At 48.5% G+C, this 20,385-nt stretch carries 16 protein-coding genes and 1 tRNA gene; 10 read left to right on the top strand and 7 right to left on the bottom strand.

What is annotated here, in order from left to right; translation table 11 throughout:
• Window positions 1–8 precede the first annotated feature (8 nt).
• The 3 genes from UM402_RS09565 to UM402_RS09555 are packed head-to-tail and all read left to right on the top strand — an operon-like array spanning window position 9 to window position 5,287.
• Window positions 9–1,256, top strand: a complete 1,248-nt coding sequence (locus UM402_RS09565) for a TolC family protein (protein WP_058577383.1) — start codon at window positions 9–11, stop codon at window positions 1,254–1,256.
• Window positions 1,253–2,155 (top strand): efflux RND transporter periplasmic adaptor subunit, encoded by a 903-nt coding sequence (locus UM402_RS09560; RefSeq protein ID WP_058577384.1) that lies wholly within the window; start codon window positions 1,253–1,255, stop codon window positions 2,153–2,155. Before UM402_RS09565 ends, UM402_RS09560 begins: the two co-directional genes overlap by 4 nt.
• A gap of 12 nt (window positions 2,156–2,167) precedes the next feature.
• Window positions 2,168–5,287, top strand: a complete 3,120-nt coding sequence (locus tag UM402_RS09555; RefSeq protein ID WP_058577385.1) for an efflux RND transporter permease subunit — start codon at window positions 2,168–2,170, stop codon at window positions 5,285–5,287.
• 191 nt (window positions 5,288–5,478) lie between these two features.
• On the opposite strand, the gene UM402_RS09550 is transcribed toward UM402_RS09555, so the two are convergent.
• From UM402_RS09550 to UM402_RS09535, 4 genes are all read right to left on the bottom strand, one after another.
• Window positions 5,479–5,554, bottom strand: a tRNA-Phe gene (locus UM402_RS09550).
• Window positions 5,555–5,657: 103 nt separating this feature from the next.
• A complete protein-coding gene (gene speA / locus UM402_RS09545; protein ID WP_058577386.1) occupies window positions 5,658–7,568 on the bottom strand; it encodes a biosynthetic arginine decarboxylase in 1,911 nt (636 codons plus the stop codon).
• Window positions 7,569–7,571: 3 nt separating this feature from the next.
• A complete protein-coding gene (gene speB, locus UM402_RS09540) occupies window positions 7,572–8,486 on the bottom strand; it encodes an agmatinase (protein WP_058577387.1) in 915 nt (304 codons plus the stop codon).
• A gap of 21 nt (window positions 8,487–8,507) precedes the next feature.
• A complete protein-coding gene (locus tag UM402_RS09535) occupies window positions 8,508–9,551 on the bottom strand; it encodes an ATP-dependent 6-phosphofructokinase (protein WP_058577388.1) in 1,044 nt (347 codons plus the stop codon).
• 71 nt (window positions 9,552–9,622) lie between these two features.
• Between UM402_RS09535 and UM402_RS09530 the strand changes: the two genes are divergently transcribed.
• Complete coding sequence (locus UM402_RS09530; protein ID WP_058577389.1) at window positions 9,623–10,693, top strand: Ldh family oxidoreductase; 1,071 nt, start codon at window positions 9,623–9,625, stop codon at window positions 10,691–10,693.
• On the opposite strand, the gene pdxH is transcribed toward UM402_RS09530, so the two are convergent.
• From pdxH to UM402_RS09515, 3 genes are read right to left on the bottom strand one after another with little or no spacing between them, the layout of a single operon-like run.
• Window positions 10,674–11,312, bottom strand: a complete 639-nt coding sequence (pdxH, locus tag UM402_RS09525; protein WP_058577390.1) for a pyridoxamine 5'-phosphate oxidase — start codon at window positions 11,310–11,312, stop codon at window positions 10,674–10,676. The two genes, UM402_RS09530 and pdxH, sit on opposite strands and share 20 nt — an antisense overlap.
• A 30-nt stretch (window positions 11,313–11,342) precedes the next feature.
• The gene (locus tag UM402_RS09520; protein WP_058577391.1) at window positions 11,343–12,890 is read right to left on the bottom strand and encodes a response regulator; all 1,548 of its coding nucleotides are present in this window, start codon (window positions 12,888–12,890) and stop codon (window positions 11,343–11,345) included.
• The gene (locus tag UM402_RS09515; protein ID WP_058577392.1) at window positions 12,890–14,587 is read right to left on the bottom strand and encodes an amidohydrolase; all 1,698 of its coding nucleotides are present in this window, start codon (window positions 14,585–14,587) and stop codon (window positions 12,890–12,892) included. Before UM402_RS09515 ends, UM402_RS09520 begins: the two co-directional genes overlap by 1 nt.
• A 203-nt stretch (window positions 14,588–14,790) precedes the next feature.
• On the opposite strand from UM402_RS09515, the gene UM402_RS09510 reads away from it, so the two are divergent.
• The 6 genes from UM402_RS09510 to fliE all read left to right on the top strand — a co-directional run bounded on the left by UM402_RS09510 (window position 14,791) and on the right by fliE (window position 20,352).
• Entirely contained in the window at window positions 14,791–15,414 is a 624-nt protein-coding gene (locus UM402_RS09510) for a LuxR C-terminal-related transcriptional regulator (protein ID WP_053954037.1), read from the top strand.
• Window positions 15,415–15,423: 9 nt separating this feature from the next.
• Window positions 15,424–15,951, top strand: a complete 528-nt coding sequence (locus tag UM402_RS09505; protein WP_058577393.1) for a DUF1285 domain-containing protein — start codon at window positions 15,424–15,426, stop codon at window positions 15,949–15,951.
• 21 nt (window positions 15,952–15,972) lie between these two features.
• On the top strand, window positions 15,973–17,418 hold the full coding sequence (locus tag UM402_RS09500) for a sigma-54 dependent transcriptional regulator (RefSeq protein WP_058577394.1): 1,446 nt from the start codon (window positions 15,973–15,975) through the stop codon (window positions 17,416–17,418).
• A gap of 115 nt (window positions 17,419–17,533) precedes the next feature.
• On the top strand, window positions 17,534–18,541 hold the full coding sequence (locus tag UM402_RS09495; RefSeq protein ID WP_058577395.1) for a sensor histidine kinase: 1,008 nt from the start codon (window positions 17,534–17,536) through the stop codon (window positions 18,539–18,541).
• A 10-nt stretch (window positions 18,542–18,551) separates the two neighbouring features.
• A complete protein-coding gene (locus UM402_RS09490; protein ID WP_058577413.1) occupies window positions 18,552–19,952 on the top strand; it encodes a sigma-54-dependent transcriptional regulator in 1,401 nt (466 codons plus the stop codon).
• A 67-nt stretch (window positions 19,953–20,019) separates the two neighbouring features.
• The gene (gene fliE, locus UM402_RS09485; protein WP_053954033.1) at window positions 20,020–20,352 is read left to right on the top strand and encodes a flagellar hook-basal body complex protein FliE; all 333 of its coding nucleotides are present in this window, start codon (window positions 20,020–20,022) and stop codon (window positions 20,350–20,352) included.
• The last annotated feature ends 33 nt before the right edge of the window (window positions 20,353–20,385 follow it).

Raw genomic sequence — 20,385 nt, 5'->3', positions numbered from 1 at the left:
GAAGCAACATGAAGTATTTATACTTCGTGGCAGCCTTTTGCTTAGGTGCGCTAGTGCCTGTGGCGACGGCTGCGACGACAGATTTAAAGCTGAAAGAAGCGTTACAAAAAACGATCAAGAATAACCCTGAGTTACTGGAGTATGATTATAAAATACGAGCTGCAGGAGCACTGATAGAGCAGGCTGAGTTTTCAGCGAACCCAAGGGTATCTGCGGAAATAGAAAACTTTGCCGGCTCAGGACGGCTAGAAGGTATCAGTAACTCACAATTGACCGTATCCTTTTCTCAGCTCATAGAGTTAGGGGACAAACGGCAGTTACGCGTTGAAGCTGCAACCGAAAAAGAGAAAGCTCAGCGAGCAGAGTTTGAGTATCGTCAAATTGAGGTTTTGGCAGAAACCACACAGCGTTTCTATGACATTTTAAAACTTCAGCAAGTCGCGCATACCAGCGAGCGTCAAATTCAGCGAACTGAGCGACTGATAAAAGTGGCACAGGAGCGTGTAGAAGCTGGCGCGGTGCCTAAATCCGAGGTTATTCGCATTAAATTACAGTTAGAGCGCCAATACGCTTTCTCTGACGAGTTGAACGGTAAACTGAAAAAGCAACAAGCTGAACTGGCTTCAATGTGGGCAGGCGAGCTCAACTTTAAGCGGGTCTCTGGAGACTTTACTTTTCCGCTAAGCCTCCCGGAAAAAGCCAACGTGTTATCGGCTGTTAATCGGGCGCCGGAGTATTTGCGTTTACTGGACTCTGAGCAACTTCTACAAGCGCAAGCCAGAGCGTTAGCAGCGGACTCAAAGTCGGATATTACCGTTGGTGTCGGGGCTCGCTACAATAATGAGTTCGATGATGTAGGTTTAATTGTCCAGGCATCGATGCCATTGCAGTTCACTGACCCTAACGTCGGTCGCATAAAACAAAGCCGATTACTGCATCAGTCTAACCTGGCGCAGCAAAAACAGGTTCGGCAGCAACTAAAATCACTGGCTTTATCGCTAGTGCACAGTTTGCAAACTCACCAAAGTTATCTGCAAAAGATAAATCAGCGACTGATGCCATTATCTGAGCAATTACTTGAACAGACTCAACAGGGTTACGCACGCGGAACGCATTCTTTGTTGCAAGTGTTAGACGCGCAAACGGAGTTAGCCAAACTCGAGTACGAAAAAGTTTCTCGGAAACATGCGATTTACAGCGACATCATCGAATTAGAGCGCATGACCGGACAGCCGTTTTTAGGAGTACAACAATGAAACTCAACACATTGATTACAATTATCTGCATTGCCAGTTTTTCACTGCCCGTATTGGCTTATGAGAAAGAACACGAAGAGCATGAAGCACCCCATACCAATTTAAGTGATGCAGCAATAGAAAACGCGAAATTAACGTTGGCAACAGCGAGCGCTCAAAGCATTCGAGTAAAGCAAACAATTTTCGGTGTAATAGCCCCCAATAATAACAATATTGTGCATATCGGAGCGAAGTACAAAGGTATTGTTACGTCACTAAAGGCCAATATCGGCGATGCCATAAAAGCCGGGCAAACTCTGGCTGTTGTTGAGAATGTTACGACAGGCACGGCATTTGAAGTCATCAGCCCAATTAGCGGAGAGGTAACTGCACGTTTTACCAATGTTGGTGAAGTGGTTGAGCAAAAGCCATTATTTGAAGTCCTGGATCCATCATCGGTCTGGGTAGAGCTTTCAGCGTTCCCGGAGAACATTGAGTCGTTAGAAGAAGAGCAAACGACCTATGTGTACGACTTGCATCATCATAAAACCGTCGAAGGAACTGTGTCTTATATCTCGCCACAAATGACTGGCGGACATATTGCACGCGCACTTATCGAGTTGCCCAATCAGTCGGGGCATTGGCGACCGGGAATGCACGTAAAAGCGGATGTCGTTACAGACAGCTTTAACGCGAGCTTGGCGATAAACAATGATGCTGTTCAACGTTTAGAAGATAACCCCGTTGTTTTTATTAAAGAGGGTAATCGTTTCGAAGCCAGGGAAGTTGAGTTAGGCCGAACTGACGGTGAATACACCGAGGTGTTATCGGGTATTGAGAATGGCGAAAGTTATGTCGTTGAAAACAGCTACTTGATAAAGGCTGACATTCTAAAACAAGGCGCAGGCCACAGCCATTAGGGAGAGTAAACAATGATAGATGCACTCATTCGCTTTGCGGTTGATCGTCGATGGCTGGTGCTTGCCGCAACCTTGTTAGTAGCAGCTGCGGGCGTTTATAGCACATTAAAGCTACCCATCGATGCTGTGCCGGATATTACCAATGTTCAGGTACAGATAAATTCAGAAGCGCCAGGCTATTCGCCATTAGAAACCGAACAACGTATTTCTTATCCGGTGGAAACCGCGATGGCAGGTTTACCAAAGCTGGACTACACCCGCTCGATCTCACGCTATGGGTTGTCGCAAGTTACCGTGGTGTTTGAAGAGGGCACCGATATTTACTGGGCTAGACAGCAAATCAGTGAGCGATTGCAAAAGGTAAGGGGAGAAGTACCCGACGGTATCGAGCCGACGATGGGGCCAATAGCCTCCGGCCTTGGTGAAATTGTTAATTATGTAGTACGCGCGAAAGAGGGGGCTACCAATGCCGATGGCGAGGCGTATACGCCCGAGCAGTTGCGTACCATCCAGGATTGGATCATTAAGCCGCAACTGGTCAAGGTGCCCGGTGTTACCGAGATTAATAGTGTGGGGGGTTATGAAAAGCAATACCAGGTGGCTCCCATCCCCGGTCGTATGCTGGCCTATAAAGTGACCATGCAGGACCTTTTGGCAGCATTGGATCTTAACAATAGAAACGCTGGTGCCGGTTATATCGAGAAAAATGGTGAGCAATGGTTGGTGCGTTCGCCTGGACAGCTTAAGACACTTGACGATATTCGTGATGTGGTCGTGATAAAACGTGATGATGCACCGGTGCGCGTGAGTGACGTGGCTGAGGTCAAACTGGGAGAACAATTACGCACTGGCGCTTCAACCTCGGGCGAGAGCGAGGTGGTATTGGGCACGGCCATGATGCTTATTGGCGAAAACAGTCGCATCGTTGCACAGAATGTCGCCAATAAAATTGAGGAGGTGCAACGAAGCTTGCCAGACGGGGTGGTGATTGAAACGGTGTATAACCGTACTTCTCTCGTTGATAAAACTATTGCAACGGTCGAGAAAAACCTGTTTGAAGGTGCGGTGCTGGTTATTGTGGTGCTTTTCATTCTGCTTGGAAATGTCCGTGCAGCACTGATTACGGCGTGCGTTATTCCCTTGAGTATGCTGTTTGCGGTAAGCGGCATGGTCGCCAACAAGGTGTCTGGTAATTTAATGAGCCTGGGCGCAATTGATTTTGGTATTATCGTCGATGGTGCGGTCATTGTGGTTGAAAACGCTTTGCGACGGCTTGGAATTGCACAGCAACGCTTAGGCCGGGTACTTACCACTAAAGAGCGCTTAATTGAAGTAACCCATAGTACTCGTGAGGTATTTAACCCTGCGGTATTTGGTGTGCTTATCATTATGCTGGTGTACTTGCCCATATTTGCGTTAAGTGGTGTTGAAGGCAAAATGTTTCATCCCATGGCGTTTACTGTCGTAGCCGCGCTTTTAGGGGCTCTGATTTTCAGCGTTACCTTTGTACCCGCTGCTATTGCAATATTTGTCCGTGGCAATATTAAGCACGGTGAAAACCGAATAATGCGAGCCGCCCGCAAAGTGTATCAGCCGGTTTTACGGCAAACACTGAAGCTTCCAGTTGTCATTATTTTGCTTGGCTTTGGGCTGTTTGCGGTATCAATGTTTCAGGCGAGTCGCATGGGAACTGAGTTTTTGCCACAGCTTGATGAAGGCGATATTGCCATGCAAGCCTTGCGCATTCCGGGGACTGGCTTGCAGCAGTCTATAGCAATGCAAAAAGATGTCGAGTCTGTGGTGTCACGCTTTGACGAAGTTAAACTGGTATTCTCAAAAATTGGTACCCCAGATGTTGCGACCGACCCTATGCCACCGAGCGTTGCTGATACCATTATTATTTTAAAGGAGCGTGAGGACTGGCTAAACCCAGAAAAAACCAAAGAGCAACTGGTTGCTGAAATACGAACTGCTGTGCAAGAGCTTCCCGGTAATAAGTACGAGTTCACTCAACCGATTGAAATGCGGTTTAACGAACTTATTGCAGGCGTTCGAGCTGACTTGGGGGTTCGTATTTATGGCGATGACTTGCAAACGCTTAAACGGTTAGGCGACTCAGCCGCGGCAGTCATTCGCACCGTTGATGGCGCTGCTGATGTTCGGGTTGAACAAATGACCGGTTTATCGACACTCTCAGTTATACCTAAGCGTGATCATTTAGCGTTATTAGGCCTAACAGTCGCTGATGTACAGCGAGCAGTTCAAGCTGCGGTTGGTGGAGTTCAGTCAGGGATTATTTACGAGGGGGATAAACGCTTCAAGCTAATGGTACGTCTCGACAAAGAATGGCGTAAGAGCATTGAACAGCTTAAATCACTGCCTATTGATCTGCCTGCCGGCAACCCTGAGCTGCGCTATGTGCCGTTGGGAGAGGTCGCCGAATTGAGTTTGGAAAGTGGACCGAACCAAATTAACCGAGAAAGCAGCAAACGCAATGTTATTGTGAGTGCGAATGTTGAAGATCGTGATTTGGGCTCTTTTGTGGCAGATGTTCAGGATGCGCTAACGACTGAGGTTGATTTGCCAGCAGGTTATTGGGTTAACTACGACGGTACCTTTGAACAGCTGCAATCAGCTTCCCAACGGTTGAGTTTGGTCGTGCCATTAGCGCTGCTATTAATTATTGGCCTGCTATACAGTGCGTTTAATTCGCTGAGCAGTGCACTCGTCATATTCACAGGCGTTCCCTTAGCGCTGACCGGCGGGATATTCGCATTAGCGCTGCGTGATATGCCGCTATCAATTTCCGCTGCAGTCGGCTTCATTGCACTGTCGGGCGTGGCGGTTTTGAACGGCGTGGTCATGCTGACATTCATACGGCAACTGCTGCGCGACGGACTGCCATTGAAAGATGCGGTGTTTGAAGGCGCGCAACAGCGGTTAAGACCTGTACTGATGACTGCTCTCGTAGCTAGCCTGGGCTTTGTCCCTATGGCATTTAATACCGGTGTGGGTGCCGAAGTGCAGCGGCCGTTAGCGACAGTGGTTATTGGCGGTATTGTATCGTCAACATTGCTGACGTTGGTGGTGCTTCCAGCGCTTTATTATTTAGTGCAGCGTTTTAAAGAATAGAGAGTTAGGTCATTGAGCGCAGTTAGAGCACGCTTTTATGAGCGAGCTTTAACTGCCTCAACTCACGCGAACGTCGCCTTGGCTTTGGAAGGCGGTAACGTCAGGTTATAGGCCTGTGTTACTAAGCGTGTTACATCCGTTGCTCAGAAACGAAAAAGCCCCGCACTAAGTGCAGGGCTTTAGAAAGAAGTTGGTGCCCGGAGGCGGAATCGAACCACCGACACGAGGATTTTCAATCCTCTGCTCTACCGACTGAGCTATCCGGGCAACGGCGTGTATTAAACGTTTTTTTCGGTTTCGAGTCAACCGATTTTCGTGCCTTTTTTACTGTTTGCTCAGTAATTGCACATTAAGCGGTTGTTTTGGTGAATTATTCAACGCTTAAGTAGGTGCTGCCGGCCAAACATTTCTCGTAAAAGTTTGTCCAGCGAACACCGGCTCTTGGTGCGAGACCACCATTTCGAACCTGACGGTCAATTTGTTTCTTAACCGCTTTGGCCATGTACTCCGTATTGTATTGCATGGTTTGCAGCACTTTTTCAGCGGAAGTACCTGGCACCACTTCTTCAATGTAGAAGTCGCCGCGCTCGTCATCGTGACAATACACGTGCACCTCTGTGAGTCGACCAAAGAGGTTATGCATGTCGCCCATGACGTCCTGATACGCACCCGTTAAGAACAGCCCAACATGATAATCTTCGCCCTTACGCAAAGAGTGCATTGGAATGTTATCGCTAATTTCGGTGCCTTCAATGTATTTGCCCAGCTTACCGTCACTGTCACACGTAATGTCGGCAATGGAGCAGCGAACTTCTGGCTTCTCGTTTAAACGTGAAATAGGCACTATTGGCAAGACCTGACCAATGGCCCAGGTGTCTGCGGCTGACTGAAAAATAGAAAAGTTACATAAGTACTGGCTGGCGAGCATATCTTCAAGCTCTTCCAGCTCTTGAATAACATAGGCGTCTTTGTCGAGGGACTGATGAATGTCTGCCAGTATTTGCCAATACATGGTATCCAGCTTCGCCATTTCCTGTAACGACAAAATGCCCAGTTTAAAGGCTTCATAAGCATTCTGCTTATAACCAGCGGCGTCGTTGTAACGCTCCTGAGGGTGAAATTGGTCACCTGACTGGTGCAGCTCACGCATATTTTTCACCAAAATATGCTCATCGTCGCTGGGGCTGACATCGAAATTGGTGCTGGCTGGCTTTATTTCACCGACAATGTTGGTGACGACACAGCTGTGGTGTGCGGTCATTGCACGGCCACTCTCGCTGACTAAATTCGGGTGCGGAACCTCTTCTAAGTCACACACCTGTTTGACGCCCCAAACTACGTCGGCAACGTACTCTTCGGTCGAGTAGTTGCGGGAAGAGTCGCTGGTGGTACTGGTGCCGTCATAGTCAATGCCCAGGCCGCCGCCAATGTCTAAGTATTCGAGCGGTACGCCTTCCTGAATGAGTTTGGCGTACAAACGAGCGCCTTCGCTGACGGCTTCTTTTATCTTACGAATATCAGACAGCTGGCTACCAATATGGAAGTGCAAGAGCTTGGCACAATGCAACATGTCCTCCTGGCGCAAACGTTCAATCACGTTCAGTATCTCGGCAATGCTTAGGCCAAATTTGGCGCGGTCACCGCTGGAGCCAGCCCATTTACCGGCACTTTTCACCATCATTTTTGAGCGCAGACCAATCATAGGTTCAACGCCTAATTCTTTGGCCAGCGGAATCAGCATTTCCAGCTCGCTGTACTTCTCAATGACTATGATCATCTTACGGCGTAGCTGACGACCCAGCAGCGCCAGTGTCAGATAGTCTTTGTCTTTGTAGCCGTTCAGTATGGTTAATGCGTCCGGGTTCTCGTTGTAAGCCATAACGGCCATAAGCTCAGGCTTTGAGCCTGCTTCCAGTCCATAGTTGTACGGTTCACCAGCATCCATTATTTCTTCAACCACTTCGCGCATTTGGTTGACTTTAATCGGAAATACGCCGCAATACTTACCATTATAATCAGCGTCTTGAATTTGCTGAGCAAAGGTCTCGTTAATAATTTCGACTTGCGAGCGAAGAATGTCGTGAAAACGAATAACCGCCGGTAGCTCAATGCCTTCGGCTTTTATCTCTTCAACCACTTCCTGCATATCAATAGCTAAGTCTGGCAGTCGATGATTCGGACGAATTTGGATATTGCCGTTTTCGCCAATAGAAAAATAACCTGCGCCCCAACGGTTAACGCCATACAGTTCTTCTGCTTGATCAATATTCCAGTCTGACATTAATTAGGCTCCTGAGCGCTCTAAAACAAGTAACAACTCGCGGACGACTTTAGCCGCAAATACATTGGAGTTTCCGGTGGGGTCTATTGGCGGTGAAAGCTCAACAGCGTCGGCGCCGACCAAGTTCTTTTGACGCAGAATTTTCATGAGGCTGACGAACGAGTGAAAGTCTTCGCCACCCGGCTCTGGAGTGCCTGTGCCTGGGAAAAATGACGGGTCGAAGTAATCCAAATCTAACGTCAAATACACCGGTCTGTCTGCCGCAATGGCTTCAACGCTTTCTAAAAACTCTTGGCGTGATTTACGAATGGTTTTGTGCTCTTTCATCCACTGATATTCGTCGCGAGTGCCGGAGCGAATGCCGTACTGAATAAGCTCGTGACCGGGACCGAAGTGGTCCACCGAGCGGCGAATTATCGACGCGTGTGAATAGTGGTAACCGAGGAATCCGTCGCGCAAATCAGCATGAGCATCTAAGTGCAAAAGCACTAAATCCGGGTATTGCTTCAAATACTTCACGATAGGGGCGTAGGAAATAGAGTGCTCGCCACCTAACGTTAGTAACTTGATGTTTTCTTTGGCTAAGTCGAGGTTGTCAAAAATCTGGTTAAAGTCACTCAATGCATGATGCCATTGCTGTTCTTCGTCATCGTCAAAGCCCAGTCGCAAATTACCTAAGTCATAAAAGGTATGGTCTTCAAGGTCGGCATCTAAATACGGCGAGTAAGACTCGATGTCTTCAGAAACCGAGCGCAGGCCATCCGGCCCCTCTTTGGTGCCTTTGCGAAAACAGGCGGTGCCGTCAAATCCGAACCCTAAAATATGAGTATGACCCGAATGCAATTCGGTACTGTGTTCCGCGCCAAAATATGGGCGAATAGGATCGTTCAACGATACGGGTAATGACAATGCGGGCATGCGCTTTGGTGACCTCTCTTTCTAGTCGTCGACTTGTGTCGATTTCTGCCGATTCTTCTTAATCGGGTTAAACAGACTTTGTTGAATATTAATGAGCTCTTCGCTCAGTTTTTTGCGTTTTGTCCAGGTGTCTGACAGCGGCGTTGCACTTAGCTCATTGGCGCTGACGCCGGCCATAACACGGGTCTGATTCTGGCGGACTAATTCTACCGCATGAACGCCCAAACGTGTTGCTAAAATTCTGTCCATAGCAGTGGGGCGACCACCGCGTTGCACGTGTCCTAATAAACACGGACGACAAGGTAAGTTAAGACGATCTTCCAGCTGCTCTGCAAGTCGAACCGCGCCACCGGGCCACTGGTTTTCACACAGCACCATTACGTAGCTGGAGTCTCCGCGAACACGTTGTACTGACTCAATGTGTTTTACCAGCGCCTCGACCGTCAACGGTTTGTCTTTTTGCAGCTCCGGCAGAATCATACGCTCTGCACCGCTTGCCATAGCACTGCTTATACCAATATAGCCAGCATTACGCCCCATTACTTCAACAATAAACACGCGGTCCATAGCTTCTGCGGTATCGCGAATTTTATCCAGGGCGTCCATAGCGGTTTCCACGGCCGTGTCATATCCAATAGTGTGATCGGTGCCGTACAGATCATTATCGATAGTGCCGGGCACACCAATGACTGGTCCGTTCCAAAATTTCGCTAAATGGTCAGCACCACGGAAAGAGCCATCGCCACCAATGACAATAAAAGCGTCAATTTGGTGCGCGTCTAAATTCGTTGCCGCTTCGCGTCCGCCTTCATCGGTTTTAAAGCGCTCGCTACGAGCACTTTTAATAATGGTGCCCGAATACTGCATAATGTGCTCGACGTCTTCCCTGTCCAGGCGCACGAAGTCGTTGCTCAGTAAGCCTTCGTAGCCGTGGCGAAAACCAATGACTTCAATGCCATAATTTTCCGCGGCCAATACCACGGCGCGAATGGCGGCGTTCATCCCTGGCGCGTCACCGCCGCTGGTAATCAATGCTATTCTGTTTATTGTGTTATCAGATGACACAATCTGTACTCCTTGATAATGTCTTATGCGTAGCTTAAACGACCTGTCAGCCGTCACCAAGAGGAAATTTCATGAACACCGACGTGTCACGTTTTGATTATTCTGAATTAGCGCAATGGGCGCAGTCGTGCTTAACCAATTCAGGGGCTTCGGGCGAGGTCGCTCGTAATGTGGCTTATTATCTTTTAGAAGGTGATTTACTGGGTTTTAGTACGCATGGCTTAATTCGATTGTTGAATAATTGCCAGTGGTTACAAGACGGAAAAAGCCTGCCAAAAGGGCAGCCTGTGGTATTAAGTGAACGTGCAGCCGTCGCAAATTGGGATGCACAGTTTCTGCCGGGACCTTATGTGGTTCCGCAAGCGGTTAATGCGGCGTGCGATATGGCGAAACAGGCGGGAACAGGGACCGTGGTATTGCGCCGGAGCCAACATGTCGCTTCGCTGGCGGCGTATTTAACCATTGCCACCGATAAAGGCATGGTTGTGAATTTAATGTGCTCGACTCCGGGGCAACGAGCGGTGGCACCGTTTGGCGGAAAAGAGGCCGTGTTTTCGCCGAATCCGTTTGCGGTGGGGGTACCCAGTTCAAAAGAGCCGATGCTGTTTGATATCAGCTTTTCGATGACAGCGGCGGGTAAAGTGCGCCAGGCAAAAGCCAATGGCGAGAAATTACCTTATAAAGCGTTGATAAAACCGAACGGTGAATGGACCGATGACCCGCTCAGCTTCTTTGAGTCGCCGGGCAGTGCTATTGCGCCTCTTGGTGGCGAGCAATTGGGCTATAAAGGGTACGGTTTAACCTTGTTTAGTGAAATCTGGTCTATGGCGCTGGCACAATACGGTCGTGTGCAAGGAGCTGATGACGGCGATGCAAATACCGTATGGGTTCAGGTGATTGACCCGGCAGCCTTTGGTGATAAAAGCGAGTTTCTGAAGCAAGTTGACAGTTTGCTGGACGAGGCGCGCAACAGCGCTCCTGCTGACTCCGACGCACCGGTTCGTGTGCCGGGCGAAGCTGCCCTTGCCCGTAAGCGCGAGCAGCTCAAGAAAGGCGTTATCTACGCACCCTCGACACTTAAAGTGTTAAAACGTTGTGCCGAGTTCTGTGGAGTTGAACTGCCTAAGGTTGCAACCGGGTAATTCGCCAACCATCGCCATCGCGGGTGTACTGATAACGATCGTGAAGGCGGTGTTTGCCGCCTTGCCAAAACTCGAAGGTGTCCGGTATAACTCGATATCCACCCCAGTGACGTGGGCGTGGCACTTCGGTATCGGCGTACTCTTTTAATAGCGCTTGATAATGGCTTTCTAACACATCTCGACTGTCGACCGGGCGACTTTGCTGGGAGGCAAGGGCGGCCACTTGGCTTTCTTTCGGGCGTGAATGAAAGTAGGCGTCGTTTTCTTCGTCGCTTAATTCAACCGCTTTACCGATGATGCTGACTTGTCGCTCAAGCGCAAGCCAGGCGAAATGCAGCGAAACCTGACTGTTTCCGCGGATATCGTCGCCTTTATGGCTGTTTTTATTGGTGTAAAAGCAAAAGCCTTGCTCGTTATAGCCTTTTAGCAACACTATGCGTTGGCTTGGCACACCTTCAGCATTGACCGTTGCTACCGTCATCGCTGTTGGGTCAGTCAGCACACCGCTATCAATGGCGTGTTTCATCCAGTGTTCGAACTGCTCAACCGGGCTGGCAAATAATTGCTCTCGGTGCAAACTGCCTAAACCGTATTCACGGCGCATGGCCTGTAAATCCATAGTGGTTCCTTTTATTACACCTGTTATAACTTAATGATTGTCCTGATAACGCTTGCGGATTTTTTCCATTGCATCCAGGTTATCCAGCATAAGGCCGACTAACTCTGGGTCAAAAAACTGACCGCTGTGTTTCAGCAGATAGTCTGCGGCTTCTTCCGCGTCCTGCGCATCACGGTAGCTGCGCTGAGTGCGTAGTGCATCGTAATGGCTGGTTATTGACAAAATACGGGCATTGAGATTAATGGCGTCGCCGGTTTTCTGCGCGGGAAAGCCAGAGCCGTCCCAACGTTCATGAATGTCCTGCGCGATGCCGGCCGCTATTTTAGCCACTGCAGTATCCGTTTGCTGCAAATAATCATGCCCTTGTATGACTTTTTGCATGATCTCTTCATAGTCATGAATGCTCAGAGCGTCAGCACGTTGCGCTAACTCCAGCTGCACCGACACTTTACCAATATCATATACCGATGCGGCTTGCTTTAACGCTTGCGCCTGCTCGTGGTCACAACCGGCTGCAATAGCCAGCTGTCCAGCCATTTCTGCCGAACGTTTCACGTGGTGACTGACTTCATCAATAGAGCGTTTCTCGATGGCTTCGCCTACGCTGTACAGAAGTTCGCGCTGCGCTTCTCGTTCGCTTTCGGTGGCCTGTAAGTTATCAATGGCAATGGAGCTATTATTCACAAATAGACCTAAGAGGTTTTGATCCAACTCAGACAAGTCACGAACACCCTTAATGAACAGTAAATATTGGCGTGAGCTACTGGTCTTATAAAGACCGTAATAGTTGTTGTTTACGATGCGAAAGTCGACGTTTTTTGAGCTTTGCTGCATGGGGCGCACAATATCCCAGTCAATTTCGCTATTGACTGGGTCGCCCACAGCCTGCTCGAAGTCCCCAGTGCCGCCAATAATTTCAAAGGGCTCGTTGGTGTCTGAGCTGGCGGTGAGTGCATCAATGCGGCAATACATGGCGTCATCGCTGTGAGTAATTAATGCGACCAACTGCTCTAAAATGCCCTGACAGAGTCCTTGCATTGAACGCGCTGAAAACACTTCCGCTGAGGCATTAATGACTTTTTCGAGTCCGCGCTTATTTCGCTCAATAGCGTTTAAGTCGCGGTAAGCGCGTAAGCATGAGTACATTAATGTGACCAGCTTGCGGTATGTCAGCTCAGTTTTTTCTTTGTAGTCATCAATATCAAAGCGGGCAATGACATCTTCCTCTGGCGCCTGACCCGGTTGGCCAGTACGAAGTACAATGCGAATTAGTCGGTTTTTTAACTCTTCGCGCACCCACTTGGCCACGTCTAAACCCGCATGATCGGTTTCCATAACCACATCGAGCAACATCATGGCAATATCGCGATTTTTATTCAAAAAAGCGATAGCTTCCTTACCTGAGTGAACCGAATGGAACTCCAGCGGGCGACCATCGAGACGAAACTCGCTGAGTGCCATTTTGGTTATCGTGTGAATTTCTTCATCATCATCGACAATGAGAATATGGTACGGTTCGACGGCCTCGTCGCTGACTGACTCTACTTCGTCTTCTGCGAATAGAAAGTCATCACTCATTAGTCGTTGTCTCCCTTCGTATAAACGCGCTCACCAGCAACATAGGTGGCTTGCACATTAGTACGCCAAATATCTTCAGCGTCGACTGCAAATGGGTCTTGGTCCACAATAATAAAGTCCGCCCATTTGCCCGGCTCTAAAGAGCCTAGTTGCTGCTCCTGCCATGCGGAGTAGGCGGCATCAATAGTGAAAGAACGCAGTGCTTGTGCACGGCTCATGCTCTCATCGGCATACCAACCGCCTTCTGGCATATTTTCACGATCCTGACGGGTCACGGCGGCATGTAAGCCATAAAACGGGTTGGCAAGTTCAACCGGGAAGTCAGAGCCGGAGGCAACGATAGTGCCTTGTTGCAGGAATGTCTGCCAGGCATAGGCGCCTTTCATGCGCGCTTTGCCTAAACGATCTTCCGCCATGTTCTTGTCACTGGTCGCGTGAGTTGGCTGCATGGATGCGACTAAGTTCAATTCTTTAAACCGGTGCAGGTCATCGGGGTGCACAATTTGTGAATGTTCAATGCGGTTACGCAAATTACGGCCACCCATTGTTTCGTAGGCTTTTTCGATATTATTCAGTACAACTCGGTTGGCACGGTCACCGATAGCGTGTGTATTGACTTGGAAGCCTTGTGGAATAATTAACCGGTAAAGCGACATCATTTGTTCTTGTGAGGTCACCATAAGACCGTGATTACCATGGTCGTCGCTATAATCTTCGATAAGCGCCGCACCTCGGCTTCCTAAAGCGCCGTCTGCGTATATTTTGACACTACGAATTGTCAGTTTGTTGTCGTCGGTATAGTAAGGGCCCTCAGCCAAAAGTTGCGGTAGTTTAGGCTCTGTAGCTGCGAGCATGCCATAAATACGCAGCGGCATTAGTCCTTGATTATGTAGTCCTTTATAAACCGATACTTCATCTGCGCTTATACCGGCGTCGTGAACCGACGTAATACCGCGCTCGACTAAATGCTCGAAGGCCAGCTGAAACGCTTGTCGTTGTTGCTCAAAGCTAGCTTCCGGTATGACTTTTTCGACCAGTTGCATGGCGTTATCAATGAGTACACCGGTAGGCTCGCCATTTTCGTCTTTAACAATTTCGCCACCGTCAGGCGAGACAGTGTCTTTATCGATACCCGCTAAACGCAGTGCTTCTGAGTTAGCCCAGCCGGCATGACCATCTACGCGGGTTAGCCAAACGGGGCGTTCATTAACTAATTCGTCAAGGTCGCTGGCGCGCGGAAAACGTTTTTCCTCCCAGTTTTCCTGGTTCCAGCTGCGTCCAGTGATCCACGGCAGTGCTTGTTGTTCGTCAGCGTAGCGTTTAACTCGCTGAGCCGCGTCCTGAACTGATGTGCTGTCGCGTAAATCGACTTGTAATAAACTGTTACCCAAGCCCAGCACATGGCCATGTGCGTCAATGAGTCCCGGGAGAACAGTTTTCCCTTGTAAGTTGACGATATCATCCGTACTTGAGTAGCGTTCGTTGAGTTCGTCGCCACCAATAGCTTTAATTTTACCGTTGTCGACCAGTATTGATGAAAACTGCTGTAAAACGGCATTTTCTCCGGCTGGGCTGGTTAATGTATAACCATTGGCATTGGTATATAAGGTGTCAGCGCCTGCAACCGTGCTTAGAAGCGCGCTGGCAAGAGTCGCTGTAGCTATTGACGTTAACGAAAAACGACGTGAAAAAGACATACTCAAAACACTCTTTATTTTTTAATTTAACTCACACTATAGCGTTTTTTACCCTGAATAAACCAGACAGCATAATAAACTTTTTGTTAACGAAACTAACAACTCATCTGGGATAGACAACATCGCCGACCGAAATACTTGCTGTCTGTTATATTTTAGGTATGCTAAAAGTTAATTTTAGAGCGAGTAATTTGGACGTCGGAATGAAGATTCTCATTATAGACCCTGAGTTTTTTATGCGTGCAGGGCTGATACAACTTCTAACAAACTATGCGAATCAGCCTTCGATTTATGAAGCCGACTCATTTGAGGTCGCTGAAAGTTATTTATCAGCCGATAAATACGACCTTATTTTCCTGGATATGGACTTACCGGACGCTGAAATCCGCCCGGCACTGCAGAAAATTAAAAAAGAAGCCCCTATGGCGCATTTGGTTGTATTTACACGCCCGCGCTCTATTTCGGAAGTGCGCCAGGTATTGGCGGTAGGGGTACGTAGCTATTTACCGAAAGACAGTACTGCAGAGCAGGCGAAATTAGCCGTTCGCGCATTGCTAAACGGCGATCGTTACATTCCCGATGACCCTTACCTGAATGAGCCTCGTGACAAGTCCAGCGGCGCCGAGGGCTTTTTGTCGCCACGTCAGCTGGAAATTATGCAGTTACTGGCGCAAGGTCTTTCTAATAAAGAAATCGCTAACATTTTGGGGATTACCGAAGGCACGATACGTGTGCATTTGTCTGCGATATTTAAAGCCATAAAAGTGTCCAACCGCACCGAAGCGACACTGTGGTATTTGCTGCGTCAAAAGAAGTTAGTTGACTGATAACTCCGTATGTCGTTAAACCGTCTTATTGCTGAGCTGGAAAAGCATCAACATGCGCCCACCGAGCAGTGGGACCCACCCTACTGTGGAGAAATTCCAATACGCATTGACGGCGACGGCTGTTGGTATTATCAAGGCAGTGAAATTAAGCGGCAGGCGCTTGTGAAACTTTTCGCTTCGGTGCTTGTAAAAGAAGACGATGACTACTTTTTGATCACGCCGGCTGAAAAAGTGAAAATTACCGTCGATGATGCGCCTTTTATGGTGGTCGATTGGGAGCAACGCACAGAAGATGGTGAAAGCCTCTTGCTGTTAACAACCAATATCGGTGATACTCTTGTTTTGAGTTCTGAACATCCGTTACAAATTAAAGACGGTGTTCCTTACGTGGTGATGCCAAGAGAGCTCGAAGCGAAAGTGCATCGAAATGTATTTTATCAGTGGGTATCGATTGCACAGACTCGAGAAGTCGATGGAGCGGAAGAATATTTTCTTTCCAGTGCGGGCGAGACCTTTGTGTTGGGCAGTATGAAGTAGGACGTTGCGGTAAATTCGTCTATGGTAAGAACAAGAACAGTCTATCTGGTTGAGCAGCAACCTGAGCGCCGACAACATTTTGAAACGGTTCTGACCTTTATTGGTGAATCTGTCAAAGTGGTCGAGCCGTCGCAACTGCTGGATCTAAGCCCGACTGAAGCGCTCTGCATTATTGCTGGAACAGGTGTCGATAACCTTCGGGACTTAGCCAGTAACGTTCCACACCTGCCTTTTATTTGCGCGGCCAGCGAGCACCAAAGTGCGTTGGAAAAAGCGAACGTGCTGGGCCCACTGGACGACTCTTTTGACTATTCGAGTTTATCCAATCTGCTGCATTACTGTCAGGCCTACCATCAACAAATGCCTGGCCGTAAGAGTAAGAAAGAACACCCGAAACGTTCTCACTTAGAGCAAACCCTTGTTGGTCAGGGGCGTGCTATGAAGCACGTCAGACAGCTTATTGAGCAAGTGGCGGGCTCTGACGCAAACGTACTGATTCTTGGCGAGTCGGGAACGGGTAAAGAAGTGGTCGCACGCGGCGTTCACGATTTGTCGCAGCGACACAAAGGACCCTTTGTGCCGCTGAACTGCGGTGCCATTCCCGGTGACCTGTTAGAAAGTGAATTATTCGGTCACGAAAAAGGCGCTTTTACGGGGGCTATAGGCGCTCGGAAAGGACGTTTTGAGCTGGCGCAAGGCGGTACTCTGTTTCTGGATGAAATTGGCGATATGCCAATGCCTATGCAGGTAAAGTTACTGCGTGTTCTTCAAGAGCGTACGTTCGAGCGGGTTGGTGGAACTAAAAGTATTGCCGCCGACGTTCGGGTCGTAGCCGCTACCCACCGTGAACTTGAACAAATGATTATTGACGGTAAATTCAGGGAAGACTTGTATTACCGTTTGAATGTGTTCCCAATTGAGATGCCGGCGCTGCGTGAGCGTCAGGAAGACGTGCCGCTGCTTATGCAAGAACTGACACAGCGCTTTAAAAAAGAGCAGGGGGTCGGAGTTCGTTTTACCGACCGAGCGTTGGAATCCTTGTCTTATCATCGCTGGCCGGGCAACGTGCGAGAGCTGACCAACCTTATTGAGCGCTTGACCATAATGCACCCTGACAGCTTGGTTGATGTGTCTGACTTACCTCCTAAGTATCAGCATATTTATCACAGCAGCCCGACCCCCGATTACCCGGAAGAGGTGCTTGAACGTGAAGCACTGAACGCTATTTTCTCTGAGCCCGAATACGAAGAAGATATCGAAGAGTCGACAAGTGCTTCGTTAGACTCAGAACTACCCGACGACGGTGTGAACTTGAAAGACATGCTCAGCGAGATTGAAACCGGCATGATAGCCCAGGCACTGGAAAAGTCGGACTGGGTTGTGGCGAAAGCGGCTGAGCTACTCAGTATGCGGCGCACCACCCTGGTCGAGAAAATGAAAAAGTACGGTATTCAAAAAGACGACTAACTCTGCCGCCGATTTTTTGACATCTTAACTCATTGAAATAAAACAATAATTTACTGGCATCTATTTTGCATTACTAAGCCTAATTAAAACTTAGTGTGAAGTGGGAGATGTCAGTATGGCGACCTACCATCAAATTATTGATGCGATGCCAAATGCCGTAATTTTGCTCGACAGTCACGGTGTTGTGGATTACTGCAATGACAATGCGCAATCATTACTGGAACACTCGCTCAAAGGCGAAGTATGGCGTGATCTTGTCGCGACACTGTTCGCTCCCAAGGCCGATGACTGGCACGAAGTGTCGTTAAAAAATGGACGACGCGTTCGCATAGATACCTCTGAGGTGAATGAAAAACCAGGCCAACTAATTGTCTTAACCGATTTAACCGAAACTCGGCAACTTCAACAGCGTATTTCTCACTTACAGCGTTTATCGTCAATGGGGAAAATGGTGGCCTCGTTAGCGCACCAAATACGAACCCCTTTGTCAGCTGCGATTCTCTACGCACAAAACTTATCACAAGGCATGATATCGCCGGTTAAGCAGCAGCGTTTCTCCCATAAACTGTTGTCCAGGCTTCATAATTTGGAACAACAGGTTAATGACATGCTGCTGTTTGCTAAAAGCGGCGAAAAGCCCGTGTTGGAAGAGCTGGCAACGCACAGTTTATTGAATACGGTTGCTTCAAATGTTGAGTCTTATGCGGCGCAGCATCATGTCAACATTGTCATGCCGGAATGCGGGCACAGTGCTGTGTTGAAAGGGAATAAAACTGCGCTAACTGGTGCATTACAGAATTTAATTAATAACGCCATAGATGCCAGTCAGCCGGGCCAGGAGATACTGGTAAAAACACATGTCGAAGGAAATAACTGGTGTGTTTCCGTCATAGATGCAGGTGCTGGCATTGATAAAGAAAAGCAAGCGCAAATATTTACGCCCTTTTTTACCGGAAAATCAAATGGCACCGGGCTTGGTTTAGCTGTCGTACAAACGGTTTTACGAGCTCATCATGGCAGCATTGACTGGGAAAGCGAGCCGGGTAAAGGCAGTCGCTTCACACTCTCTATTCCGGTTCATTGCTTTAATGAGCAACCGGTAAGCGAGGTGCGTTATGGCTAACGGTGAAACTATGAATGCACGAAATGTTCTGGTCGTCGAAGACGATGTTTCGCTTCGCGAGGCTATTGTCGACACACTTGAGCTGGCTGATTGTGAGTGTATTGAAGCGGCCAACGGCGAAGAAGCGCTCATTGCGCTGAAAGACAATAAAGTGTCGTTAGTGATAAGCGATGTGCAAATGCCAGGTGTTGATGGCTTGCAGCTGCTGCGCAGCATGAATCGTCAACAGTTTGATATTCCGGTCATTATGATGACAGCCTTTGCCAAAGTTGACGACGCTGTCGTGGCTATGCGAGAAGGCGCTGTCGATTATTTGACGAAGCCGTTTTCAATCGAAAAGTTACAAACATTGGTGCAACGATACTTACCGGACGGTGCTATTGATGATGTGAGTCCGGTAGCGGAAGAAGCGTCCAGCCAACAGGTGTTTGCCATTGCAAAACGTGTTGCAGACAGTGATGCCAGTGTGATGATCACAGGCCCAAGTGGGACCGGTAAAGAAGTGCTGGCGCGCTATATCCATAAACAATCCAGTCGCGCACAGGCGCCTTTTGTTGCCATTAACTGCGCAGCAATTCCTGAAAATATGCTGGAGTCCATGCTGTTTGGTTACGAGAAAGGTGCATTTACCGGCGCAACACAGTCGCAGCCGGGTAAGTTTGAACTGGCGCAGGGCGGTACTATTTTGCTCGATGAAGTCACGGAAATGCCGTTGCACTTACAGGCAAAGCTTTTGCGCGTGATTCAGGAAAAGCAGGTGGAGCGTTTAGGCTCCCGGAAGACCATTCAATTGGATGTTAGAATTCTGGCGACATCGAATAGAGACTTGCAGCAAGCAGTGACCGAAGGCGAGTTTCGTGAAGACTTGATGTATCGCTTAAATGTGTTTCCTCTGCACTGGCGGCCGTTGGCTGAGCGTCCCGCCGATATTCTGCCGTTGGCAGAAAACCTGTTGCAGCGGCACAAACAGCGCTCGGGCATTAAAACGCCAGTGTCGTTTAGTGAGCATGCTAAACATTGCTTAACCCAGTATCACTGGCCGGGTAATGTCAGGGAATTGGAGAATGTGGTTCAGCGCGCGCTGGTGTTGCATCGCAATGAAGTGATTGAGCCTGATGACTTAATGCTGGAGTTAAACCAAAGCACCGAGTCCGATGCCAATAGCGAAGCTGTATTTCCTGAGCAAGTGAGTTACTCACAAAACTCAACGAAAGACACACTCGAAGGTGCATCGGAGTCAGCCGATAAATTAGATGATTCGTTGTTTCACCAAGAGTATCGAATTATTAAAGACGCACTTCAGCGGCACCAGGGAAAACGTAAGCCGGTTGCCGATGAGCTGGGCATTAGCCCACGCACGCTGCGTTACAAATTAGCAAAAATCCGCGAACAAGGTCTCTCCATAAATTAAAGTTGGCATTCCACTTGCATAATATCTGTTAAGAATTGTTAATGATGATTTTTTGACGGGGTGAATTATGAAAGTGGAAGCCAACGCTCTCTACCAGCAGATGCAGGCTATGTCTGCACAAGCGTCTCAAAGCGACAAGGCAACCAATGTAAATGCCCTTCCGGGAAATACTGCGAATGCCGACTTTTCGAATATGCTGAAAAGCGCTATCGATAATGTTAACGAGCTGCAGCAAACCTCGGGCGACTTAAAAACTCGTATGGAGCTTGGTGACCCCAATGTAACGTTGGAACAAACCATGATAGCCAGTCAAAAATCAAGCATTGCCTTTGAGGCAACCGTTCAGGTACGCAACAAGATAGTCGATGCGTACAAAGAAATCATGTCAATGCCGGTATAAACCGCAGTAGCACTGGAGATTTGAATTGTGGCT

This window comes from Idiomarina sp. OXR-189, from assembly GCF_034373425.1.
In the GTDB taxonomy this organism is placed as follows: Bacteria; Pseudomonadota; Gammaproteobacteria; order Enterobacterales; family Alteromonadaceae; genus Idiomarina; species Idiomarina zobellii.
This window is presented reverse-complemented; position numbering and strand designations above follow the sequence as displayed.

What these genes read in the sequence shown, in the direction of transcription:
- UM402_RS09490 (WP_058577413.1), top strand. Translation starts at nt 18,552, where the DNA reads ATGAATGCACGAAATGTTCTGGTCGTCGAAGACGATGTTTCGCTTCGC.
- UM402_RS09515 (WP_058577392.1), bottom strand. Translation starts at nt 14,587, where the DNA reads ATGTCTTTTTCACGTCGTTTTTCGTTAACGTCAATAGCTACAGCGACT.
- UM402_RS09510 (WP_053954037.1), top strand. Translation starts at nt 14,791, where the DNA reads ATGAAGATTCTCATTATAGACCCTGAGTTTTTTATGCGTGCAGGGCTG.
- UM402_RS09530 (WP_058577389.1), top strand. Translation starts at nt 9,623, where the DNA reads ATGAACACCGACGTGTCACGTTTTGATTATTCTGAATTAGCGCAATGG.
- UM402_RS09500 (WP_058577394.1), top strand. Translation starts at nt 15,973, where the DNA reads ATGGTAAGAACAAGAACAGTCTATCTGGTTGAGCAGCAACCTGAGCGC.
- UM402_RS09495 (WP_058577395.1), top strand. Translation starts at nt 17,534, where the DNA reads ATGGCGACCTACCATCAAATTATTGATGCGATGCCAAATGCCGTAATT.
- speA (WP_058577386.1), bottom strand. Translation starts at nt 7,568, where the DNA reads ATGTCAGACTGGAATATTGATCAAGCAGAAGAACTGTATGGCGTTAAC.
- fliE (WP_053954033.1), top strand. Translation starts at nt 20,020, where the DNA reads ATGAAAGTGGAAGCCAACGCTCTCTACCAGCAGATGCAGGCTATGTCT.
- UM402_RS09555 (WP_058577385.1), top strand. Translation starts at nt 2,168, where the DNA reads ATGATAGATGCACTCATTCGCTTTGCGGTTGATCGTCGATGGCTGGTG.
- speB (WP_058577387.1), bottom strand. Translation starts at nt 8,486, where the DNA reads ATGCCCGCATTGTCATTACCCGTATCGTTGAACGATCCTATTCGCCCA.
- UM402_RS09560 (WP_058577384.1), top strand. Translation starts at nt 1,253, where the DNA reads ATGAAACTCAACACATTGATTACAATTATCTGCATTGCCAGTTTTTCA.
- UM402_RS09505 (WP_058577393.1), top strand. Translation starts at nt 15,424, where the DNA reads ATGTCGTTAAACCGTCTTATTGCTGAGCTGGAAAAGCATCAACATGCG.
- UM402_RS09565 (WP_058577383.1), top strand. Translation starts at nt 9, where the DNA reads ATGAAGTATTTATACTTCGTGGCAGCCTTTTGCTTAGGTGCGCTAGTG.
- pdxH (WP_058577390.1), bottom strand. Translation starts at nt 11,312, where the DNA reads ATGGATTTACAGGCCATGCGCCGTGAATACGGTTTAGGCAGTTTGCAC.
- UM402_RS09520 (WP_058577391.1), bottom strand. Translation starts at nt 12,890, where the DNA reads ATGAGTGATGACTTTCTATTCGCAGAAGACGAAGTAGAGTCAGTCAGC.